Origin of the sequence: Rhodonellum psychrophilum GCM71 = DSM 17998, from assembly GCF_000381545.1 — a bacterium.
In the GTDB taxonomy this organism is placed as follows: domain Bacteria; phylum Bacteroidota; class Bacteroidia; order Cytophagales; family Cyclobacteriaceae; genus Rhodonellum; species Rhodonellum psychrophilum.
This window is the reverse complement of the sequence record NZ_KB906677.1, coordinates 31,841-52,953: the sequence shown is the minus strand read 5'-3', so window position 1 is coordinate 52,953 and position 21,113 is coordinate 31,841. Positions and strand designations below refer to the sequence as shown.

The window sequence follows — 21,113 nt, the reverse complement described above, 5'->3', positions numbered from 1 at the left end:
ATTACAAAGATAGATGAAATATTTACTTGAATTTACATAATTATAAAAAGATAAAAAAAGATTGAACTTATTTTTTTAAAATCAACTCCAAAATCTTGTAAGCCATTGGGGAATAGGGGTAAAAAAAAAGGGAACCCATTTTGGGTTCCCTTTTTTTTTAGGGGAATGAATTACATCATGCCACCCATTCCGCCACCACCCATTGGAGGCATGCCGGAATTTTCTTCTTTCACATCCGCAACCACACATTCGGTAGTCAAAAGCAGACCTGCAATAGAGGCTGCATTTTCCAATGCCAAACGCGTAACCTTAGTAGGATCGATAACACCTGCTTCGAATAGATCTTCGTAAATATCCGTTCTTGCATTGTAACCGAAATTACCTTTGTTTTCCTTTATTTTGTTGATGACAACAGATCCTTCGCCGCCAGCATTTTCCACGATAGTTCTCAATGGAGCCTCGATGGCAATCCTGATGATGTTGATCCCTGTGTCTTCATCTTCATTTAGACCTTTCAAGCCGTCCAAAGAAGCAGCAGCTCTTACCAAGGCAACACCGCCACCGACAACAACACCTTCTTGAACCGCAGCTCTAGTTGCATGCAATGCATCGTCAACTCTGTCTTTCTTTTCTTTCATTTCCACTTCAGTGGCTGCACCAATGTACAAGATGGCAACGCCACCGGACAATTTGGCCAATCTTTCCTGAAGTTTTTCTTTGTCATAATCAGAAGTGGTTTTCTCTACCTGCGCCTTGATCTCATTGATCCTGGCTTGGATATCGGCTTTTTCACCTGCTCCGTTGACGATGGTCGTGGTGTCTTTGTCAATGTTGACTTTTTCAGCAGTTCCCAAGTAATCCAAAGTTGCATTCTCAAGCTTGTAACCTCTTTCTTCAGAGATCACTGTTCCCCCTGTCAAAATTGCGATGTCTTCCAACATTGCTTTTCTTCTGTCTCCAAATCCTGGAGCTTTCACAGCAGCAACTTTCAAGGCACCTCTGATTTTGTTTACCACTAGAGTAGCCAAAGCTTCTCCGTCAACATCTTCAGAAATGATCAACAATGGTCTTCCTGTCTGTGCCACTGGCTCCAATACTGGAAGCAGTTCTTTCATGGAAGAAATCTTTTTGTCATAGATCAAGATAAATGGCTTCTCCAATTCAGCTTCCATTTTCTCAGTGTTGGTCGTGAAGTAAGGAGAAAGGTAACCTCTGTCAAACTGCATACCTTCTACAGTTCTCACTTCAGTTTCCGTTCCTTTGGCTTCTTCTACCGTGATGACACCGTCTTTACCCACTTTTTCCATGGCATCGGCGATCATTTTGCCGATTTCCTCGTCATTGTTGGCCGATACAGTGGCAACTTGTTCGATTTCTTTTCCAGTGGTGATATGTTTGGTAGTCGCTTTCAAAGAAGCAACAACAGCTTTAACTGCTTTGTCAATGCCTCTTTTCAGATCCATTGGATTGGCACCAGCGGCTACGTTTTTGATCCCAACATTAAAGATGGCTTGGGTCAATACGGTGGCAGTAGTAGTTCCGTCACCTGCATTGTCTGCAGTTTTGGAAGCCACTTCTTTTACCAATTGTGCACCCATGTTTTCGATTGGCTCAGAAAGCTCAATTTCCTTTGCAACGGTCACACCGTCTTTGGTGATGATGGGGGCACCGAATTTTTTGTCAATGATTACGTTTCTGCCTTTTGGACCTAAGGTCACTTTTACGGCATCGGCAAGAGCATCCACTCCTTTTTTAAGTCTGTCTCTTGCGTCGGTATCGAAAAATAATTGTTTAGCCATGATAATTGGTTATTTTGAATGTTTTGGATTGAATAAAATAGAGGGTGCTTAAAGGATCGCGAAGATATCCGATTCTCTCATGATCAGGTAATCCTGACCGTCTACAGAAAGCTCAGTACCTGCATATTTGCCATAAAGCACTTGATCACCTACTTTTACAGTCAGGGGCTCATCTTTTTTTCCACTTCCTACTGCCACGACAGTTCCTTTTTGTGGTTTTTCTTTTGCAGTATCCGGGATATAAAGACCGGAAGCAGTTTTCTCTTCAGCTGCAGCAGGTTCAACAAGAACTCGGTCTGCAAGAGGTTTGATGTTCACGTTTGACATAATTATTTTATTTTTATGTTAGTTCTAAAATTCTTTGACCTTATATCATTTCCTATGCCAATTGAAGGCGATTTGGATATCCTGACATAAAGGCGGAATTACTTCCCGCTTTGCTGTCATCCTTAAGAATCCATAGACTTTTTCACTGCCAATTTTTCCCAAGAACTTTTTTTTGATGTCAGTTTTCGTTAAATTTTTACAAAATTATTCCTATGAAAAACTTATCTGAAAACTGGATTACGGAAGGATGGATAGATTTTGAATACAAAAAATACCTCCTGCTGGCTTATCTTCAAGAAGTTTCCTCGCAATTCAAGGAAGTCAAACTTTATCCACCCTTGGCGGATCTCATCCGCCATCAATCCCGGCTCAAATCCTTTTTGGAAAACAGGGATTTGATGAAGGATGCTTTTCCAAAAATGCTGAACGAATCGGCATTCAAGGAAATGAAATTGAATTACAGGCCGCTTTATCAAGACGATGAAACCATGCGGCAACTTGAAGAAATCGTTGCTTATGCCCTGCCAAAACTTCAGCTTCACATCGAGGAGGGGAAAAACATCTATGATTTTTTGGAAAATGAAATGAAGATCGAACCCATTGGGCTGTCACCTCTTTATCAGAAGGAAGGCTATGCGTTTTTGTCTCTCGAAAAATCAAAAGACATCTATGTGTACCGGTATAAAATCAATCTCTTCCAGAACAGTGTGGATTCATTCAAGGGCATCATGATGGAGTTTGTCAAAAGGGTCAGACGAACCTTTGTCAATACCCTTGAGCAGGTGAAATTGGACTTGATCAAATCCTACCGGGAATTGCCCAATCCTGCAACTTATAGGATTCACAGCCGCTTCCAGATTCCTTTTCAGGAAAGCTTTCTTCCCATCAGCAAAAGACTTTTGCTCAAAAAAGTGGAATAAAAAAAGGGTCTGGAATTACTTCCAGACCCTTTTTTGAGGTTAGATTCTTTTAATTTTCGGTAGTATCCATCTCTGTTGGTTGCTCAGTAGCTGGAGCTGGCAAAAGACCTTCAGAGTCTCCAAAAGAAGGAGCTACGATTTGTTTTTTGGCGCTTTCCACGTTTGGAGAGGAAAACTGGTCTCCACTGGAGCTGGTATAAAAAGCTGATGATCCCAAGGAGAGTACCAAGATGGCGATAGCCAGGATCCAAGTTGATTTTTCAAGGATATTTCCAGTTTTGGTGACACCCATTACCTGGGAAGCACCCCCTCCGAATGCAGCACCTACGCCGCCTTTGGAGTTTTGAGAAAGGATCACGAGTATCAATAATACCGATAAGATGATGATGATGCTGATAAGTACGGTGAACATGTTTTTAAATTTTGTCTTCTAGTGCATTCAATAACTCCGTAAAGTAAACGCTTTTCTCTGGGAATTTCACCATCAATTTCCGATAAATTTCTTTGGCTTTTTGTTTTTTCCCCTGTTTTACCAGCAAAAGGGCGAAGGATTCCGAAATCAGATCATTATTCAATTGCGTACTGGTTTTCGACAAATCATCCTGTTTCTGGAAATTGGCCATCTCTTTCAAGCTGGCCAATTTGAATTCCCGTTTGCTGAAGGCCTTGATCATGTCAATCTGCGCCTTTTGTTTTTCATCGATGATCTCCTTCTTTTCCTTTTTCCTGAGGTTTTCTATCAGTTCTTCCCCATCTCGATTTCCAACAGGTATTTTCCTGGACAAAACCCGTTCATCGGCATCCTCTTTTGCGATGTCTGTTTGGATTTTGTTGGGATTGAGGGTTTCTTCGAGTTTTTTGAGTGCCTCGGCCCTTTCTTGGGGATTGACCAGGGGCACTTGATCGGGCATGAGGGATTTACCGTCCTCCAAGGAGTCCTCAGATTCAGGTAAAGGTTTTTTCGCTGAGGAAATTCTTTCTTTTTCTTGGGTTTTTAGAATCAATTCCTTTTTCAGAATCTCTAAAGGGGTCTTGGTTTCGACCAAAGATTGGAGCCATAGCCTGTTGGGGCTGGTGACAGCAGCCCAATGGAGAAAGTCCTTTTCCTGCCCACCGCTTTGGTCAAATTCGTATTTGGCCAGGAGCACTTTTGGAATCTGAAAATAAGGGAAAGTTTCATGCAGCTTCAGCAACTGGGAGATTTCCTCTCGATGAAGAGCATTGCTATGTTGAATGATTTCCAAAAACTGCTGGGCGTTCACGTGAGTGGGATTTAGTGGTTCTAAGATAGGTGTTTTTACCAGTTGGCAACCGTTGCCGTGAAAATATCCTGAATGATGTTTTCAAAGATTTCTTCAATCAGCTCTCCTTCCACCTGGAGAAGGGAGGTCGTCCTTACATCATAATCCCTGAAAAAGGAAAATGTCCTTTTCAGGTTTTCCTCCTCATTCGCCATATTGAGATATTCTACTTCCACCGAAATGGTAAGTCTCATTTGTCCAGCCCTGTCGGGCAAATTCGGGTCTTGGCTGGATACCGTGGCTTGTGGGGTAATCGAATACCTGCTGATGGCTCCCGCAAATTGAAGGTCGCCATTGTTCCTTACCAATTCCAATTGGGTGTTTCGCTGGTAATACTCCTTCATCGATTCCGTAAATAGCTGCCCCATGTTGGCAGGGCCACCACCGGAATCGTTGAAAAAGTTCTCCACCGAAAAACTCTTGGTCAACTCATAGTTGATGTTGGTTCCTGTGAAGCTGTATTTAATCGCGCATGAGCCCAGCAATATACCGGTCAGGATGCCCAATAAACTGCCTTTTTTCAATACCCTATTCAATATCATACTGTTTGATTTTTCTGTATAACGTCCTTTCGGAAATTCCAAGGTCGTAAGCAGCGTATTTTCTTTTGTTGTTGTGCTTGCGAAGCGCCCGGAGGATCATCTCCTTTTCCTTTTTTTCCAAGGAAAGGGAGTTGTCATCTTCTTCATGCAAGATATCCTCTACACTTTCTTCCTCATAATCATCATCATGGTCATTCTGTTTTTGAAGGTCAATGGCCAAAGGAGAGTGAACTGCCGGGGAACTGGATTTTTTGTCTTCAAAAGTGACCGGTGATTCCAGGTCTTCGAAAAGCCCTTGATGCTTGTTGATGATGGATGAATTCAATCCACCGGATTGGTAACTTTCCAGAACAAGTTTTTTCAGGTCATTCATGTCCTTTTTCATGTCAAAGAGCACCTTGTAAAGAATGTCCCTTTCTGAAAAATCCGTGGATTCATGCCCACCCGGCCCCGTATAGGTGGCAGGAAGACGGCTTTGGACCGAAGGTAAATATCGGTTTAAAGTCGATGCGCTAACTTCCCTTTCCTCCTCCAACAACGAGATCTGTTCTGCCAGGTTTTTCAACTGACGGATATTCCCCGGAAAAGGGAATTTGACAAGGAGTTTTTTGGCATCTTCATCCAAGGAAATCGGTTTTACCTTGTATTTTTCCGAAAAATCGGAAGTGAATTTCCGAAAAAGCAAGACCATATCCTCACCTCTTTCACGAAGCGGGGGGACGTAAATGGGGACTGTATTCAGCCTATAATAAAGATCTTCCCTGAATTTCCCCTTTTCAACAGCCTTGATAAGGTTGACATTTGTCGCGGCAATGACCCGAACATCCGTTTTCAAAACCTTGGAAGAACCTACTTTGATGAATTCCCCATTTTCGAGAACCCTTAGCAATCGGGCTTGTGTCCCCAAGGGCATCTCTCCAATTTCATCCAGAAAAATGGAGCCGCCATCCGTCACCTCAAAATATCCTTTTCGGGCTTCGTGGGCACCGGTAAATGACCCTTTTTCGTGACCAAAAAGTTCGGAATCGATCGTCCCTTCCGGAATGGCTCCGCAGTTGATGGCGATGAACTTGCCGTGTTTTCTGGCACTCAGCGAATGGATGATTTTCGAAAATGATTCCTTTCCACTTCCACTTTCCCCTGTGATCAACACGGTCATTTCGGTCGGAGCAGCTTGCATCGCTACTTGGATGGCATGGTTGAGCAAGGGGCTATTTCCGATGATGCCAAATCTCAATTTGACACTTTGGATTTCTGATGCTGTGATCATGTTGACGGTTTAAATTCAGGAAATGACTTCACCAAATAATGTTGCGGGGGTGCAATCCGTAATCTTTACGGTCACATAGTCTCCCTTTTGGAATTTTCCCCGGGGAATGATCACGACTTTGTTTGCGGAATTTTTCCCCTTCAATTGCTCGGAAGACCTTTTGGATTCCCCTTCAATGAGGATTTCCTGTGTCTTCCCAAGATCAAGTTGATTGCGTTCCAGAGATAGCGCGCTTTGCTTTGCGATGATTTCGGCCAACCTTCTTTTTTTCACTTCCAGGGAAATATCATCTTCCAGCTTTTTGGCGGCGAGGGTTCCTGGGCGTTCGGAATAAAAAAACATGTACGAAAAATCAAATTTCACGATGTCCATCAGCGTCAAGGTGTCTTGGTGCTCCTCCTCGGTTTCAGAACAAAAGCCAGCGATCATGTCCGATGAAATCCCACATTCCTCACCCAGTATCCTTCGGATGCTGGCCACCCTTTCCAGGTACCAATCCCGGTCATAGGTTCTGTTCATCAATTCCAAAACCCTGGAATTTCCGCTTTGAACCGGCAGGTGGATGTATTTGCAGATGTTGTCGTATTTTTGGATGGTGTACAATACCTCGTCCGTGATGTCCTTTGGATGGGAAGTCGAAAATCTGACCCGAAGCAGGGGGCTAACTTGGGCCACCATCTCAAGAAGATGAGCGAAATGCACCACTTGCGTCAGATTGTCTTCATTTTTGTTTAGCCTGGCCTTGTTGTTTTCCTCAGCGGACCATTTGTAACTGTCCACATTCTGTCCCAAAAGGGTGACTTCCTTATACCCCAGGTCAAAGAGTTCCTGAGCTTCTTTGACAATAGAGTGGGGGTCGCGGCTCCTTTCTCTTCCTCTGGTGAAAGGGACCACACAAAAGGAACACATGTTGTCGCATCCCCGCATGATCGATATCAAGGCCGAGACGCCATTGGAATTCAAACGTACCGGAGAAATGTCCGCATAGGTTTCTTCCCTTGATAAAAAGGTGTTGATCCCCTTGCTTCCGTCTTCTGCGATGGAAACCAGGTTGGGGAGGTCACGGTAGGCATCCGGTCCCGCCACTACATCCACGATTTTTTCCTCCTCCAGTAGTTTTTCCTTCAGACGCTCCGCCATACAGCCCAAAACACCGATGGTCAACTCTGGTTTGCTTTTTTTGAGGGTATTGAACTGACTCAGCCTTTTGCGGATTGTTTGTTCCGCCTTTTCCCTGATCGAACAGGTATTCAAAAAAATCACATCTGCTTGTTCAAAGTCGGAAGTGGTATCGAATCCATTTTCTTTCATAATGGATGCGACGATTTCCGAATCAGAAAAATTCATCTGGCAGCCATAAGATTCAATGTATAGTTTTTTGGTGTTTCCGTTATTTTCGTCTCCTGTCGTTTTGAAATCACAGGCCTGTGATTCCTCTGCCGTAAGGATGTCAATGTCTTTTATTATGTTTTCCATAAATCAGTAAACTTTCAGAAAGCGAAATTAATAAAATACGGACATAATGACAGTCTTAATTTTGGAAATATTTCACGGGCATCCCCACTCCAAAGGCGCTTGCAAGATTGTAATTCTCAGAGGCGACGCTCAGGAATGTCTATTCATCCCCTTTTTTAAATTTGAGATATCGAGGAAAAATTTTCGAAATTGGTGAAGAATGGGTAACTTTAAAATATGAGTATTTTGATTTTTATTAAAAACTATTGAAGATATGACCAAGAAAATATTGATGTTGGTGGGGGATTATGTAGAGGATTATGAGGCAATGGTCCCTTTTCAAGCCATGTTGTCGGTAGGATTGGCTGTGGATACGACAGCACCTGACCGCAAAAAGGGAGAAACCGTACCAACAGCGGTACATGATTTTGTGGGGGATCAGACCTATAAGGAAATGGTGGGACACCGATTTGGGATTACGGTCAATTTTGACTCCGTAAATCCAGCGGATTATGACGGATTGTACATCGCTGGGGGCCGTGCTCCCGAGTACACGCGTTTGAATAAAAAGGTGATCGAGATAACCCGACATTTTTTTGATGAAAACAAACCTGTAGCAGCTATTTGCCACGGGATCCAAATATTGACAGCTGCCAGGGTTTTGAAAGGGAGAACCCTGACGGCCTATCCCGCCATTGGTCCGGATATAGCGTTGGCGGGTGGGATTTGGGAAAATGTCCCTGTCGATCAAGCGGTTGTAGATGGTCAGCTCGTCACCTCTCCTGCATGGCCCGGACATCCTGCTATTTTGAAGGAATTCTACAAGATATTGGGCTTGAAAATATCTTCTTGATCCAAAGCAAACAATAATTTCCCCATCAAAAGGTTAGTAGATAATCATTACTGAAAAGCTTTTTATTTTAAAATTTTGATAACAACAACCAAAACAAGCCATCCATGTCTGACGAAACCAAGCACAATAAACTCACTACGGCATCCGGTAGGATTTATGTGGAAAATGAAAACTCGAAAACGGTGGGTCCAAGAGGTCCAATTCTTTTGGAAGATTATATTCTTCACGAAAAAATGGCCCATTTCAACAGGGAGAGAATTCCCGAAAGGGTGGTGCACGCCAAGGGTTCCGGCGCTTTCGGGACTTTTACTGTCACCCATGACATTACCCAATATACCAAAGCGAAAATCTTCAATAAAGTAGGAAAAAAAACAGAGATGTTTGCCCGTTTTTCTACCGTCGGTGGTGAAAAAGGATCTGCCGATACGGAGAGAGATCCACGCGGTTTCTCTTTGAAGTTTTACACAGAGGACGGAAATTGGGATTTAGTGGGGAACAATACACCAGTTTTTTTTGTGAAGGATGCCAAAAAATTCGGTGATTTTATCCATACCCAAAAAAGAGATCCTTTTACCAACATGAAATCCCCTACGATGATGTGGGATTTTTGGTCCCTCAATCCCGAATCCTTGCATCAGGTGTTGATCTTGATGAGTGACCGGGGTACGCCGGATGGTTACAGACACATGAACGGATATGGATCGCATACCTTTTCGCTGATCAATTCAAAAAACGAAAAGACCTTTGTCAAATTCCATTTTAAAACTGCCCAAGGCATCAAGAATTTCACTGATGCAGAGGCCTCCGCAATGAAGGCAAAGGACATGGATTATGCCCAAAGGGACCTGTTGGAATCGATAGAGAATGGGGATTGTCCAAAATGGAACCTCCGGATTCAGTTGATGACCGAGGAGCAATCAAGAAAAGTTGAATTCAATCCTTTTGACTTGACCAAAGTTTGGCCGCATAGCCTATTTCCCTTGATCGATGTTGGGGTAATGGAATTGAACCGCAATCCGGATAATTATTTCCAGGATGTGGAGCAAGCTGCCTTTGCACCGGCGCATGTGGTGGATGGGATCGGATATAGCCCCGATAAAATGCTTCAGGGAAGATTGCTTTCCTACCCGGATGCGCATAGACACCGATTGGGAGGGAATTATGAGCAAATTCCTGTGAATAGATGTCCCTATGCCGTCAACAACTATCAAAGGGATGGCCAAATGAGGATAGATGGGAACGGAGGCAGAAAGCCGAATTATTTCCCGAACAGCTTTGACAATATCGAAATAGACGAAAGTTACCGAGAGCCTTCAGAGCAATTGGAAAGCACCATCGCAGACTGGTATGACAGAAACTCCAAGGTCGGAGACAATGACCATTACTCTCAGCCTCGGGCACTCTTTCGGGATGTCATGTCAGAGGAGGAGCAAACCAATACGATCAACAATACCATAGGAGCGATGTCAGGCATTTCCGGCCCTATGCGGGAGGTGATTGTCAACAGACAGTTGTGTCACTGGTTTAGGATGGACAATGAATTCGGGTCAAGAGTTGCCGAGGGTCTTGGCGTGGACGTAAACGCCATGATGGAAAGCATGAATGTAATTCATGATTAAGGCTTAATTCTTTTCTCTTTTCCTAAAAAGGCCACTCTTGTGTAGCGAGAGTGGCTTTATTTTTGATCAATAAATTCTTTATTCTGTTATATTTGTTGATTACACTCACTAAAGCGCACTCTTATCAAAAAATTTTTCTATAAGCTGCTAAAAATCATAGGGATAACCTTGGCTATACTGCTTATCCTATTGGTTTCGCTGGTATTTTTTATCAGAAGTCCTTGGGGCCAAGGCATAATCGTGGAGAAGGCAACATCCTATGTTTCAAAAAAAACAGGAACCAAGGTTGAAATCGAAAAACTTTTTTTGACATTCCGGGGAAATGTATATCTGGAAGGATTATACATCGAAGATTTGGTTGGAGACACCTTGCTGTATTCCAAAAGCTTGGAATCGGGCGTGGCCATTATGCCCTTGATAAAAGATGGAGAAATCAGGATTTCCAAACTGGAATGGGAAGGATTGGTGGCCAGAATACGAAGGGATGAAAACACCGAGCAATTCAATTTCAACTTTTTTATCGAAGCGTTTTCTCCCAAAGAAGGGAATAAAGAAGTAGGGGTGAGTGTTTCCGATACTCCCGAAGGAGAAGAAAATGCCCTGTCCATTACTTTAGGGCCTGTAAGTTTCAAAGATTTCGACTTGATTTATCAGGATGAAGTGACCGGGATGGATGCATCCCTGATCATCGGTGAATTGGTATTGGAAACAGAGCAGTTGAATCTTGAAAAATTTGAATTCTATATCCAAAATCTAACCCTCCAAGACAGCAAAATCCATTACCATCAAACCAAACCCTTTCTACCTTCAGAGGTGGATTCCTTGGAAGAAACGCAAATGCCACTGTTGGTGGTGGAGAATTTCCTGATGAAAAACGTGGAACTCCTCTATCAGAATGATCCGGACAACCAAAAAGCAGACGTCAAAATAGGTTCGCTGACTTTCCAGATACCAGAGGCGGATCTTCAATCCCAAAAAATCTCCGTCAAAACCTTTGCCCTGAATCAATCCTCGATTCTTTTTCACGATTTTTCTGAAAAGACCGGCGCCCCCACAGCTGCAGTGCGCGTGGACGGTGATCCAACAGGATTTTCTTGGCCTGAATGGAACATTGAAATTGGGCAGTTTGATTTGGAAGACAACTACCTGGAATATAAAAGCAAGGATCAGCCTGTACGGGCTGGCTATTTCAACCCTGAAGCCATCCTCTTGGATCAATTCAATTTGTCGGCCTCTAATATTTTTCTGAAAAATCAAAAAGCTGGATTAAACCTTCGAAAGCTTGTTTTCACCGAAAGCGGAGGATTCCAGCTGAAGGGATTTTCTTTTAAAGCCAAAGCTTCGGATACTGCAATCCACCTTGAGGAATTGTCTCTGGAGACAAACCGCAGTATTCTTTCCGGGGAAGTGGATCTGTCCTTTGCCTCCCTCCAGGAGTTGATTGAATTTCCCGACCGGATCAAATTTGATTTGTCGGTGGATAAATTGCGGGCGGATGTCCGGGATGCTTATTATTTTGATCAGACATTGGCAAGGGAAGAAATGATCCGAAAACTTGCGGCATTTCCCTTTGACCTTTCCCTGAGGGCGAATGGGGATCTTTCCCAAATCGATATCCCAAAACTCAATCTTTCATGGGGGCCCAAAACCGTTTTGAACGCAAATGGACAGATCACCAATCCTATGGATACGGACTTGTTGGGATTTGATTTCCCCAAATTGAACCTGAAAACCGACAGGAAAACAATTGCCAAATTTGTCGAGGAAAAAAATCTGGGCATCCGTTTGCCTGAGGATTTGGAGATTCAGGCCTATGCCTCAGGAAAACTGGATGATCTGGTGGCTTTTGTCCAGCTGGACACTGAATTGGGCCAAATAATTCTTGATGGAAAATACCGGGATATTGGGCAGCTCGCATTTGAGGCGGATTTGAAAGTGAAAGATCTACAATTGGGCGAGATTATAGAAAACCCAGAGATTGGTTCTTTGACCTTCCAGATTCAGGCTTCAGCGGAGGGCGAATCGATGGGTACGCTGAATGCATCTCTGAATTCCACCTTTGAGAAGCTGAATATTTATGGAAGGGATTACGCCGGCTTGGCCTTGGAAGGCCAACTCGAATCCGGTGTGGGGGAAGTGAAAATGTGGTTGAAGGAAGAGTTTTTGGATTTTGAACTGTTGACAAAACTTGACCTCGATACGGTCAATTCCAAGATTGACCTGACCTTGGATCTTGTAGGGGCCAATTTTTTTGAATTGGGACTCTCTTCACAAGATCTCCGGAGCAGTTTTCGCTTCAATGCACAATTTGAAGGAAATCCTTCCAGTTTTGATGTGAAAACCTCCCTTGAGAATTCCATTGTGATCATTGACCAAAGAACCTATCCTTTGGGAGCACTCGATTTGGTGGCGCATGTCAGGGAAGACAGTACCAGTGTGGATATCAAGAGTTTGATGGTCAATGGGAAACTAAGATCCAATACCTCACCCCAAGGATTATCTGAAGCGATTCAGCGCCATTTAAGGCAGTATTTGGATGAGAAAGATTCCGTAGTGAACGGGACTGTTGAGATGCGTTTGGACCTGGTCATCAATCAAGCGCCCATCCTGAACCAGGTATTGTTGAAAGGATTGGATCAACTGGACAGTGTGAAATTAAGGGTGGATTTCAAAGCAAGTGAAAACAAGCTGGACGCTGATTTGGATTTGCCTTATATTAAATATGGCGCTGTCGAAATAGACAGTCTTGGGCTAAGGGTCAGATCTGACCAAGAGGATTTGAATTTGGCATTTGGATTCTTGGCACTGGAATCCAGCCCCTTGTCCATGGGGAGGACGTATTTCACAGGCGAGCTGGAAAACTCCAGGTTGTATTTCGATTTCAATTCCTTTGATGGGGAAGAAAAATTGATGCACTTGGCGTCCGATATCGGTTTTAGCGGGGATACCCTAAGCATCCATATCAGTCCAAAAGATTTGCTCCTGAACAAGGAAGCTTGGCAAATACCTGAAAACAACCTTATTGCCTTTTCTGACAAATACCTTCATTTTGAGGAATTCAGATTCTTCAGGGAGCAACAGGAACTGGAGATCAGGGATGACTTGGCTGAAATTGAGGACGATCATTTGGCCCTTGTTTTCAAGGGGTTTAGACTGGAGACTTTTACCAGTTTGTTGAATCCCGATCAGTTCGTTGCAGGTGGTCTCATGGATGGACAGTTTATCGTCGAAAATCCTTTCGGTGCCACTGGTTTGTTGGCGAATCTGAAAATCACGGATTTGAAGGCCTTGGATGTTGCCTTGGGGAATCTGAGTCTGGATGCATCTTCCAGGACAATGGGGGATTATGAAGTCAATCTAGCACTCAAGGATGGAGGAATCGACCTTGACCTCACCGGTGATTTCAAGGCAAATGAGGAAGCGGGCACATTTGATCTTAACCTTGATTTGAACAAAATAAATATGGAGGTCTTCGCAGGACTTTCGGGAGATGAAGTGAGAGATGGCTCTGGATATATTTCTGGTAACATCAAAGCCAGTGGATCTACCACCGACCCGATTTACTCAGGGGATATCCGGTTCAACCAAGCGGGCTTTGTCCTGTCGCAATTGAACTCCAAACTTTTGCTTTCCGATGAGGCGATCCGTATTGATAACGATGGGGTGTATTTGAAGAATTTCACCTTTTCGGATGCTCAAAACAATACATTTTCTATAGACGGAAGTGTCTTCACAGAAACTTATACCAATCCGTCTTTTGATCTAAAGATAAACGCCAAGAATTTTTCAGCAATAAATTCTACCATCAAGGACAATGATCTCTTCTTTGGCAAGGGGATTATCGATGCGGATGTGACTGTAAAAGGGGACCTCAATCTACCAGTGGTTGTGGCCACTCTGGGCGTAAAAAGCGGAACGAAATTGACTTTTATTGTTCCGGAATCCCAATTGGATCTGGTGGAGAGAGACGGGATTGTGGTGTTTGTAAACCGTCAGGATCCTTACGACATTCTTACGCGATCCATAGAAGAAACCACTTCCGGGTTTGTTGGCTACGATATTCGGGCAAGGTTGAATATTGATCCAGCCGCGGAATTCAACATCGTGGTGGATAAAAATTCAGGGGACAATCTCCTTGTTTCCGGTCAGGCCAACCTCAATATGGAAATAAATCCGAATGGAAGGATTACACTCAGTGGTTTGTATGAAATCAACAAAGGCCATTATGAAATGTCGCTTTACAACTTGGTCAGCAAAAGGTTCGAGATTGGTCAGGGAAGTAGGATCACCTGGAACGGGGACCCGATGGATGCAGATCTCAACATCAGTGCAATTTATGCAGTTAGGACTGCCTCTTCCGAATTGATGTCCAGCCAACTTTCTGGAGCCGATGCAGGGTCTAGGACGCAATACTTACAAGAATTGCCTTTTTTGGTGTTTTTGAATGTCAATGGGCCACTGCTAAGACCTGAAATATCCTTTAGATTGGATATGCCCGAAGACCAGCGTGGAGCCATTGGTGGTAATGTGTATTCCAGGGTTTTGCAGGTAAATGACCAGGAAGACGAATTGAACAAACAGGTGTTTTCTCTTTTGGTTCTCAACCGTTTTTTCCCAACAACGGGAAGCGATGGCTCCGGTGGAGGAACCTCAGCGATCGCACGGAACAGTGTGAGCCAGGTGCTTTCCGGGCAGCTGAACGCACTCTCCAGCAATGTTTTTGGAAAAAGTGGACTGGAGTTGGATTTTGATTTGGACAGTTTCACGGATTACCAATCGGGTCGGCCACAAGACAGAACGCAATTGAACGTGAGTGCTCGGAAAAGACTGTTCGATGATCGGCTGATCGTCCAGGTGGGAAGTCAGGTGGATATTGAGGGAAGTTCTCAAAGCCCGGATCAGGAAAATGCAGTTTTGGGAAATATAAGCCTTGAATACATGTTGACCGAAAATGGCAGGTATCGTCTCAGGGCTTTCCGGAGAAACCAATTCGAGAGTATCATTGACGGCCAGTTGATCGTGACAGGCTTTGGCCTGATTTTCAACAGGGAGTTTAACAGATTTACTGAATTGTGGCGCGGTATTGATTTGAACAAGGACAATACCAATCCAATAGAGGAGATTGAAAATCAAAATCGCGAAAATTCCGAAGGAAAAAAAGAATCCAAACCTTCCAAAAAGGAAAAAATTAAGGAGGAAAATGAAGATTAGGAACATATATATTGTCTTTTTGATTTTTTTGAACAGTCTATTTATAGGATGTAGTGTAAAAAAATATATCCCTGAGGATGAATTTCTCTATGAAGGTGCCGAACTGAAGTTGGAAACGAAAGAAAGGGTTTCCGACCTTAAGGCAATTGAGTCCGAGGTAGAGGGTTTGATCAGGCCCATTCCAAACAAAAAGATATTGGGAATGTACGTGGGGCTCTGGGCGCATTATAAAGGGTCCAAGGAGAAGCCTGGTTTTATCAATCGGTTTTTGAAAAAAAAGCTGGGGCAGGAACCGGTTTACTTTAGTGCTGTTGATCCACAAAGAACCGAAGAATTGATTTTGAACCGTTTGGAAAACAGAGGTTTTTTTTATTCCGTCACCAATTCAGATGTGACCCGAAAGGAAAAATTCGCCAAGGTGGATTATACGGTGAAGATTTCAGCGCCCTATACATTGGTCAATTTTAAGATAGACCGGGATTCTCTGGAAATTGACAAGCAAATTATCGCTTTGTTGGAGGATACTCAGATCAAGGAAGGAATGAGGTTTGATCTTGCCACACTTCAAGAGGAGCGTTTGAGGTTGGATGGAGCATTGAAGAACAAAGGGTATTATAATTTCAATCAGGATTATCTCGTATTTGAGGCGGACACCAATATCAGCGATACCCTAAGGAAATTTGACCTTTTTCTCAGGTTCAAGAAAAGTGTACCGACTTCCGGCATCATTCCCTACAAAATTGACAGAATCAAGGTTTTCCCTAACTATTCCATTGATGATGAACGCGAAAAATTGGATACCGTTTTCCTGGAGGGAAAGGAATTTATCCAAGGGAAAGTGGTGTTCAAGCCAGCTCTCCTGGATGAATACATCCTGATAGACAGCGCAGACTATTTCAGTCCAGAAAAATCAAGGCTCACCAGTAACCGTTTGAGCTCTATTGGCAATTATAGATTTGTCAACCTTCGTTACACCGAAGTGGAAAACCGGGGAGATCAGGGATCACTTGAAGCAAGCATTTACCTTTCGCCGCAGACCAAGCGCTCGGTAAGGGTAGAGCTTCAGGCGGTATCCAAATCCAATAATTTCGCGGGTCCGGCATTAAACGTTACCTATCGCAACAGAAATCTTTTTCTGGGTGGGGAATCACTGAACATAACAGGGAAATTTGGCTACGAAACGCAGATTTCAAGTGGGGAAAGAGCGGGTTTGAATTCTATTGAGTTGGGCCTGAAAGCAGACTTGATCTATCCAAGGGTGGTCTTTTTTATCCCAATCAAAGAACGTTTCAGCTATTCGGTGCCGAAAACCAAAATCAGCTTGGGTACCGAATATCTCAGCAGGGGAGGCTTGTACAAGTTAAATACATTCTCCGGTAACTATGGTTATTTTTGGAATGCAAACCGTTTTGTTTACCATGAAATCAATCCGATCAGTATCAATGTGGTGAACTTGTCCAGAACATCGGATGAATTTGAGGAAATTTTGAACAAAAATCCCTTTTTGCGCAGCAGTTTTGACCAGCAGTTTATTGCGGGAATAAATTACACGTTCAATTATAACAAGTTGTCAGACAAATTCAGGACCCATGGGATTTTTGTGGCGAGCACAGTTGATTTGGCTGGAAATGGAATTAATCTGGCCAACAGGGTTTTTGGTGGAGACCCGAACACTTTTTTGGGTCTAAGATATGCGCAGTATTCACGGGGCGATGTTGATTTTAGATATTATCTCAGGATGAATCAAAAGCACACCATCGCAACCAGACTTTTTGGAGGAGTGGGGATTCCTTATGGCAATTCCAATTCCTTACCCTTCGTCAAACAGTTTTTCTCTGGGGGACCAAACAGCGTCCGCGCATTCCGGATCAGGTCCATTGGTCCGGGCACTTACCGTCCCGAAGAATTCAATTTGGGCTCTTTTTTCGACCAGGCAGGAGACATCAGGTTGGAGGGAAATATCGAGTACCGCTTCCCGATTGTGTCAATATTGAAAGGGGCGTTTTTTATGGATGCCGGGAACGTCTGGTTGATGAACGAAAACGAAGCCCTTCCAGGGGGTAAATTCACCTCGAAATGGTGGAACGAACTTGCAGTAGGCACAGGGTTTGGCTTGCGGTTTGATATCGAGTTTTTTGTGATCCGCTTTGATCTCGCCACACCCCTTAGGGTTCCATCATTGCCCGAAAACGAGCGCTGGGGAAATTCCTTCGATTTCCGGGACCGAAATTGGAGAAGGGAAAACCTGGTGTTCAATTTTGCCATCGGCTATCCTTTTTAACCCGTTTTTCTCGGGCTTTAACTCGTTTTATGCCGGGTTTTAACCCCTTTTATGCATTTATATTTCTACTCGATCCTCAAATTACTTAGGAATCAGTCGGTTCTTCGAAATTTTGACTTCACCGATCGGTGCTATCCGTTTTTCTTTAAACCTGGATTTGCATTATCAATTCAATTTAAGGATGTAAATTCCTGATAATGATATATTTGGTTAATTTTTTTGACTTCACCACATAGGTGTGATGCCTTATTTTTCAAAAAGCCTGATTTTCTTGCAGGCATTGCTCTAAGGGAAACCTCATGGTTCTTTGAGTTAAACCTCTTCTTCAGGTCGAAACCTCATGCTTTTTGGATAGGGGAAAGCATGCAGCAATTCGCCCGTCCTTATTTTTTCCTGGATTTGGTTCCAATGGTCTGGATTGAACAGCTTTTCGTGAAACGCCAAAAAATGGGGCTTCACATCGGCACGGCCAATCATAAAACGTCTGAAGTCCTCGGGAAACACATCGTTCTTGGCAATGTCATACCAAGGTGCCGATGCATAGATCTGCTCATAGTTTTCTGCCTTAGGTTTCCACCTGAAATTCATGTCGGTCAAAAACTCGATTTCGTCATAATCATAAAAAATAACCCGCTTTTGCCGCGTCACGCCGAAGTTTTTGACCATCATGTCTCCGGGGAAAATGTTCGCCTGTGCCAATTGGAGGATGGCATTGCCGTATTCCTCGACCACGTGTTTGGCCTCTTCCAGTGTACAGCTGTCCAGGTAGATGTTCAGGGGGACCATTCTCCTTTCGGTATAAAGGTGTTTGATGATCAATTCATCCTGCGTGAATTCGAGCAGGGAATTGCAGGTGTTTTTCAATTCGGTGACCAATTCCGGGTGAATCCTGTCGAGAGGCAATCGAAAAAATTCGAACTCATGGGTATCAGCCATCCTTCCCACCCGATCGTGGAGGGAGACCAATTTGTATTTTTGCCGGACTTCCAGCCTGGTCATGCTTTTTGGGGGTTCAAAATGGTCCTTGATCATCTTGAATACGATGTTATAAGAAGGCAGTGTAAACACCGTCATGACCATCCCCTTGATCCCCTCTGCTTGGATAAAGGGATCCGAAGTCCGCTCGAGGTGGTTTAGAAAATCCCGATAGAATTCGGTTTTCCCATGCTTGTTGAAGCCGATGGCATTGTAGAGTTCATGGATGAGTTTTTGGGAAATCACAGAGTTCAGGAAGGCGATGATTTGGGATGGAATCTCTGCCTCCACCATGAAATAAGACCTGGAAAAGCTGAAAAGCCCACTCATGATGTTGGGGTCAAAAATCAGGGTATCTACATAAATGCCTTTGGGGCCATTCATGTAGGGAATGATAAAAGGCATCCATTTTCCACCAATTCTGGTTCTGCCGATCAGATAGGCCGCTTTGTTTCGGTAAAAAACACTCTTGAGCACTTGAGTGGTGGTTTCCGAAGTGGCTTGAAAACGGGTAAGGATCACCTCCCGGACGGCTTTCACCAGGTACTGGATGTCCTTTTCCTTTTCCATATAGGGAACACCGAAATCAAAATCCGCAACGATTTTTCTGATGATTTTCTGTAAACCCCATTGGGAGGGATAATTGTAGAACAAATGTTCTTGAGGATGAATGTCACAGGTGTCATAGCCTTCACGCACAAACATCAATTCATCGGAAATGGCCAATCCCGGAAATGTTTTTCTGATCACCGAATTGAAAAAGGTCTCCGCAAGTTCTTTGTCTTTTCTTTCTGTAATTTCCCAATTGTAATCAGATTTTATCTCTTTCCACAACATGATATTCCCCACCTGATCCTTTAAAATTCCTTCCAAAATGAGGCGGGTAGCATACACCTGATCCTTGTAAAGGAGTAATCTCCTCCTGTGGTTTTGTTGACTTGCATTCCAATCCCTTGATTTAAAGAAATGTGGGGCATGGCTGGTCAATTCCTTAAAAGAATTGATGTAGCTTTCAAATCCCTGATGGATGAGATGAACGATGGTTTTGCTTAATTCGGCATTCATGAAAATTCTCTTTTGATTTCGGCCAATCTTTTTTCCTTCTCTTCCTTTTTGTTCTGTGCTTCAAGAATGTGTGCAGGAGCAACTCTCACCTCGCAATTTTCTACGGGACACCTTTGACAGGTTGTCCCCACATGTTTGAGGAGGATTTTGGAATCATTATGGAACTTCACCTTTTTCTTGAATTGGGAATTCACTTTTAACCCAAATGAAATACTCACCTGCTCTTGCTTTTCCAGACCTGATCTGTACGCGATGGCAAAAACAAAATAGGATTGTCCATCTGGATAGAAGGAATACTGGCCTTTTCCGATTCGGTTCTTGTTGTGTATCTCAAACTCCTTGAAAATCGTAGCCGAAACCCATCTGCGGCAGTAATCCTCCTTGTTTTTGGAGGCGTGCGGATGGTGAATTCCCGTGAGATGCAATTCCTTGTTCAGGGAGAAATCCCCTGAATTCAAGTTTTTGGTGATTCTTAAGAAGAACAATTCCTTGAGACCAAAATGCTTTGGAAGAATATTCGTCATTCTGTAAACCAGTGTTTCGGGAGTGACATTGTACTTCTCGATCAAGGACAAAAGTTTCTCTTCATCTAATTTGTCCTGTGCAAAAAAAGACTCCAAGTCTTTGGTGATTTCTTTTTCCGGAATCAAAAGTGCGCAACTAAAATAGCTCGCTTTGAAGTTGTTCAATACTTCCTCAAAGGAATTGACGCTAACCCAGGAAGAGGTATAGGCCCTTTTCTGGAGACTCAAATGATTGTATCCAAGTTCCCTGCCCAAGGCAAAAACCCTTTGGTTTTCAGTCAAATGGGGGTTCAAAAGCAATTTTGGATTTTTGCCAGGGAATAAAACCGTCCGTGTTCCCTTGAGGCTCTGATCGAGATCAAAATCAAAAGACTCGATTTGATAATTGTACTTTTCCACCAAAATCTGATGCAGAATGGCTGAATTGGGCAAGTGAACCAAAGAGTTTAATTTTTTGAAGTTTTCTACCTCAAGCTCGATTTTAGGGAAATAATTGTCATGCATCTCTTGGTAGGCGCGGAGGGAAGAAAGGAAAAATTCCTCCTTGGAGATGTCGTATGCCCTGCTGATGTCCATTAGGGTGATGATAAAGGCATTCAGCTTAGACGGAGCATCGGAAAGCAATTCAATAAATGAGCTGACATCTATCCCGAACAGTTCCAGGGGAAGTTCAGAAAGGATGTCCGATTGGAGCAAATCAGAGATGGTTTTCATTTTGTCCTCCAACTTGAGGGAAACCAAATAATCATAGTTTACCCCCAGCACTTCCGCCAATTTGAATATTTTGTCAGATTTGGGGTATTTTTTTGACTTTTCAATCTCATTCAGATAGGAGATGGAGATTCCTGTCAATTCGGAAAGTTCCAGAAGAGAAAGGTTTTTCTCCTTTCTGAGATGCTTGACTTTCAATCCGAAAATTATCCTGATATGCTCTTCTTTCACGATTTACCTTTTTTGATTAAGCGAAGATA

14 protein-coding genes are annotated in these 21,113 nt (G+C 43.3%); 5 read left to right on the top strand and 9 right to left on the bottom strand.

All coding sequences use genetic code 11. The features are described from left to right. Positions 1-170: 170 nt before the first annotated feature. A complete protein-coding gene (gene groL, locus F824_RS0109430) occupies positions 171-1,799 on the bottom strand; it encodes a chaperonin GroEL (RefSeq protein WP_019597635.1) in 1,629 nt (542 codons plus the stop codon). Positions 1,800-1,847: 48 nt separating this feature from the next. Then, a complete protein-coding gene (locus F824_RS0109425) occupies positions 1,848-2,126 on the bottom strand; it encodes a co-chaperone GroES (protein ID WP_019597634.1) in 279 nt (92 codons plus the stop codon). Between the two features lie 212 nt (positions 2,127-2,338). Between F824_RS0109425 and F824_RS0109420 the strand changes: the two genes are divergently transcribed. Continuing rightward, entirely contained in the window at positions 2,339-3,046 is a 708-nt protein-coding gene (locus tag F824_RS0109420) for a hypothetical protein (RefSeq protein WP_019597633.1), read from the top strand. Positions 3,047-3,095: 49 nt separating this feature from the next. Here the strand turns inward: F824_RS0109420 and secG are convergent, their stop codons facing one another. From secG to miaB, 5 genes are read right to left on the bottom strand one after another with little or no spacing between them, the layout of a single operon-like run. Continuing rightward, positions 3,096-3,458: a preprotein translocase subunit SecG gene (gene secG / locus F824_RS0109415; protein WP_019597632.1), complete on the bottom strand. Its 363-nt coding sequence runs from the start codon at positions 3,456-3,458 to the stop codon at positions 3,096-3,098. Positions 3,459-3,462: 4 nt separating this feature from the next. Then, entirely contained in the window at positions 3,463-4,308 is an 846-nt protein-coding gene (locus tag F824_RS0109410) for a hypothetical protein (RefSeq protein WP_019597631.1), read from the bottom strand. 35 nt (positions 4,309-4,343) lie between these two features. Continuing rightward, the gene (gene lptE / locus F824_RS0109405) at positions 4,344-4,889 is read right to left on the bottom strand and encodes an LPS assembly lipoprotein LptE (RefSeq protein WP_019597630.1); all 546 of its coding nucleotides are present in this window, start codon (positions 4,887-4,889) and stop codon (positions 4,344-4,346) included. Further along, positions 4,876-6,159 (bottom strand): sigma-54 interaction domain-containing protein, encoded by a 1,284-nt coding sequence (locus tag F824_RS0109400; protein ID WP_019597629.1) that lies wholly within the window; start codon positions 6,157-6,159, stop codon positions 4,876-4,878. The genes lptE and F824_RS0109400 overlap by 14 nt, the downstream gene beginning before the upstream one ends. 15 nt (positions 6,160-6,174) lie before the next feature. Beyond that, positions 6,175-7,635: a tRNA (N6-isopentenyl adenosine(37)-C2)-methylthiotransferase MiaB gene (gene miaB / locus F824_RS0109395; protein WP_019597628.1), complete on the bottom strand. Its 1,461-nt coding sequence runs from the start codon at positions 7,633-7,635 to the stop codon at positions 6,175-6,177. A 253-nt stretch (positions 7,636-7,888) separates the two neighbouring features. Here miaB and F824_RS0109390 point away from each other — a divergent pair, with 253 nt between their 5' ends. The 4 genes from F824_RS0109390 to tamL all read left to right on the top strand — a co-directional run bounded on the left by F824_RS0109390 (position 7,889) and on the right by tamL (position 17,578). Further along, positions 7,889-8,467 (top strand): DJ-1/PfpI family protein, encoded by a 579-nt coding sequence (locus tag F824_RS0109390; RefSeq protein WP_019597627.1) that lies wholly within the window; start codon positions 7,889-7,891, stop codon positions 8,465-8,467. 104 nt (positions 8,468-8,571) lie between these two features. Then, positions 8,572-10,086, top strand: a complete 1,515-nt coding sequence (locus F824_RS0109385; RefSeq protein WP_019597626.1) for a catalase — start codon at positions 8,572-8,574, stop codon at positions 10,084-10,086. A gap of 168 nt (positions 10,087-10,254) precedes the next feature. Next, complete coding sequence (locus F824_RS0109380; protein WP_019597625.1) at positions 10,255-15,297, top strand: translocation/assembly module TamB; 5,043 nt, start codon at positions 10,255-10,257, stop codon at positions 15,295-15,297. After that, on the top strand, positions 15,287-17,578 hold the full coding sequence (gene tamL, locus F824_RS0109375) for a translocation and assembly module lipoprotein TamL (protein WP_026333609.1): 2,292 nt from the start codon (positions 15,287-15,289) through the stop codon (positions 17,576-17,578). Before F824_RS0109380 ends, tamL begins: the two co-directional genes overlap by 11 nt. Before the next feature lie 312 nt (positions 17,579-17,890). On the opposite strand, the gene aceK is transcribed toward tamL, so the two are convergent. After that, on the bottom strand, positions 17,891-19,618 hold the full coding sequence (gene aceK / locus F824_RS0109370; RefSeq protein ID WP_019597623.1) for a bifunctional isocitrate dehydrogenase kinase/phosphatase: 1,728 nt from the start codon (positions 19,616-19,618) through the stop codon (positions 17,891-17,893). Further along, complete coding sequence (locus F824_RS0109365) at positions 19,615-21,084, bottom strand: helix-turn-helix domain-containing protein (protein WP_019597622.1); 1,470 nt, start codon at positions 21,082-21,084, stop codon at positions 19,615-19,617. The genes aceK and F824_RS0109365 overlap by 4 nt, the downstream gene beginning before the upstream one ends. Positions 21,085-21,113 lie beyond the last annotated feature (29 nt).

Excerpts from the sequence above, each read along its gene's own strand:
- F824_RS0109400 (WP_019597629.1), bottom strand. The coding sequence starts at position 6,159 with ATGATCACAGCATCAGAAATCCAAAGTGTCAAATTGAGATTTGGCATC.
- aceK (WP_019597623.1), bottom strand. The coding sequence starts at position 19,618 with ATGAATGCCGAATTAAGCAAAACCATCGTTCATCTCATCCATCAGGGA.
- secG (WP_019597632.1), bottom strand. The coding sequence starts at position 3,458 with ATGTTCACCGTACTTATCAGCATCATCATCATCTTATCGGTATTATTG.
- groL (WP_019597635.1), bottom strand. The coding sequence starts at position 1,799 with ATGGCTAAACAATTATTTTTCGATACCGACGCAAGAGACAGACTTAAA.
- F824_RS0109390 (WP_019597627.1), top strand. The coding sequence starts at position 7,889 with ATGACCAAGAAAATATTGATGTTGGTGGGGGATTATGTAGAGGATTAT.
- lptE (WP_019597630.1), bottom strand. The coding sequence starts at position 4,889 with ATGATATTGAATAGGGTATTGAAAAAAGGCAGTTTATTGGGCATCCTG.
- miaB (WP_019597628.1), bottom strand. The coding sequence starts at position 7,635 with ATGGAAAACATAATAAAAGACATTGACATCCTTACGGCAGAGGAATCA.
- F824_RS0109420 (WP_019597633.1), top strand. The coding sequence starts at position 2,339 with ATGAAAAACTTATCTGAAAACTGGATTACGGAAGGATGGATAGATTTT.
- F824_RS0109425 (WP_019597634.1), bottom strand. The coding sequence starts at position 2,126 with ATGTCAAACGTGAACATCAAACCTCTTGCAGACCGAGTTCTTGTTGAA.
- F824_RS0109385 (WP_019597626.1), top strand. The coding sequence starts at position 8,572 with ATGTCTGACGAAACCAAGCACAATAAACTCACTACGGCATCCGGTAGG.
- tamL (WP_026333609.1), top strand. The coding sequence starts at position 15,287 with ATGAAGATTAGGAACATATATATTGTCTTTTTGATTTTTTTGAACAGT.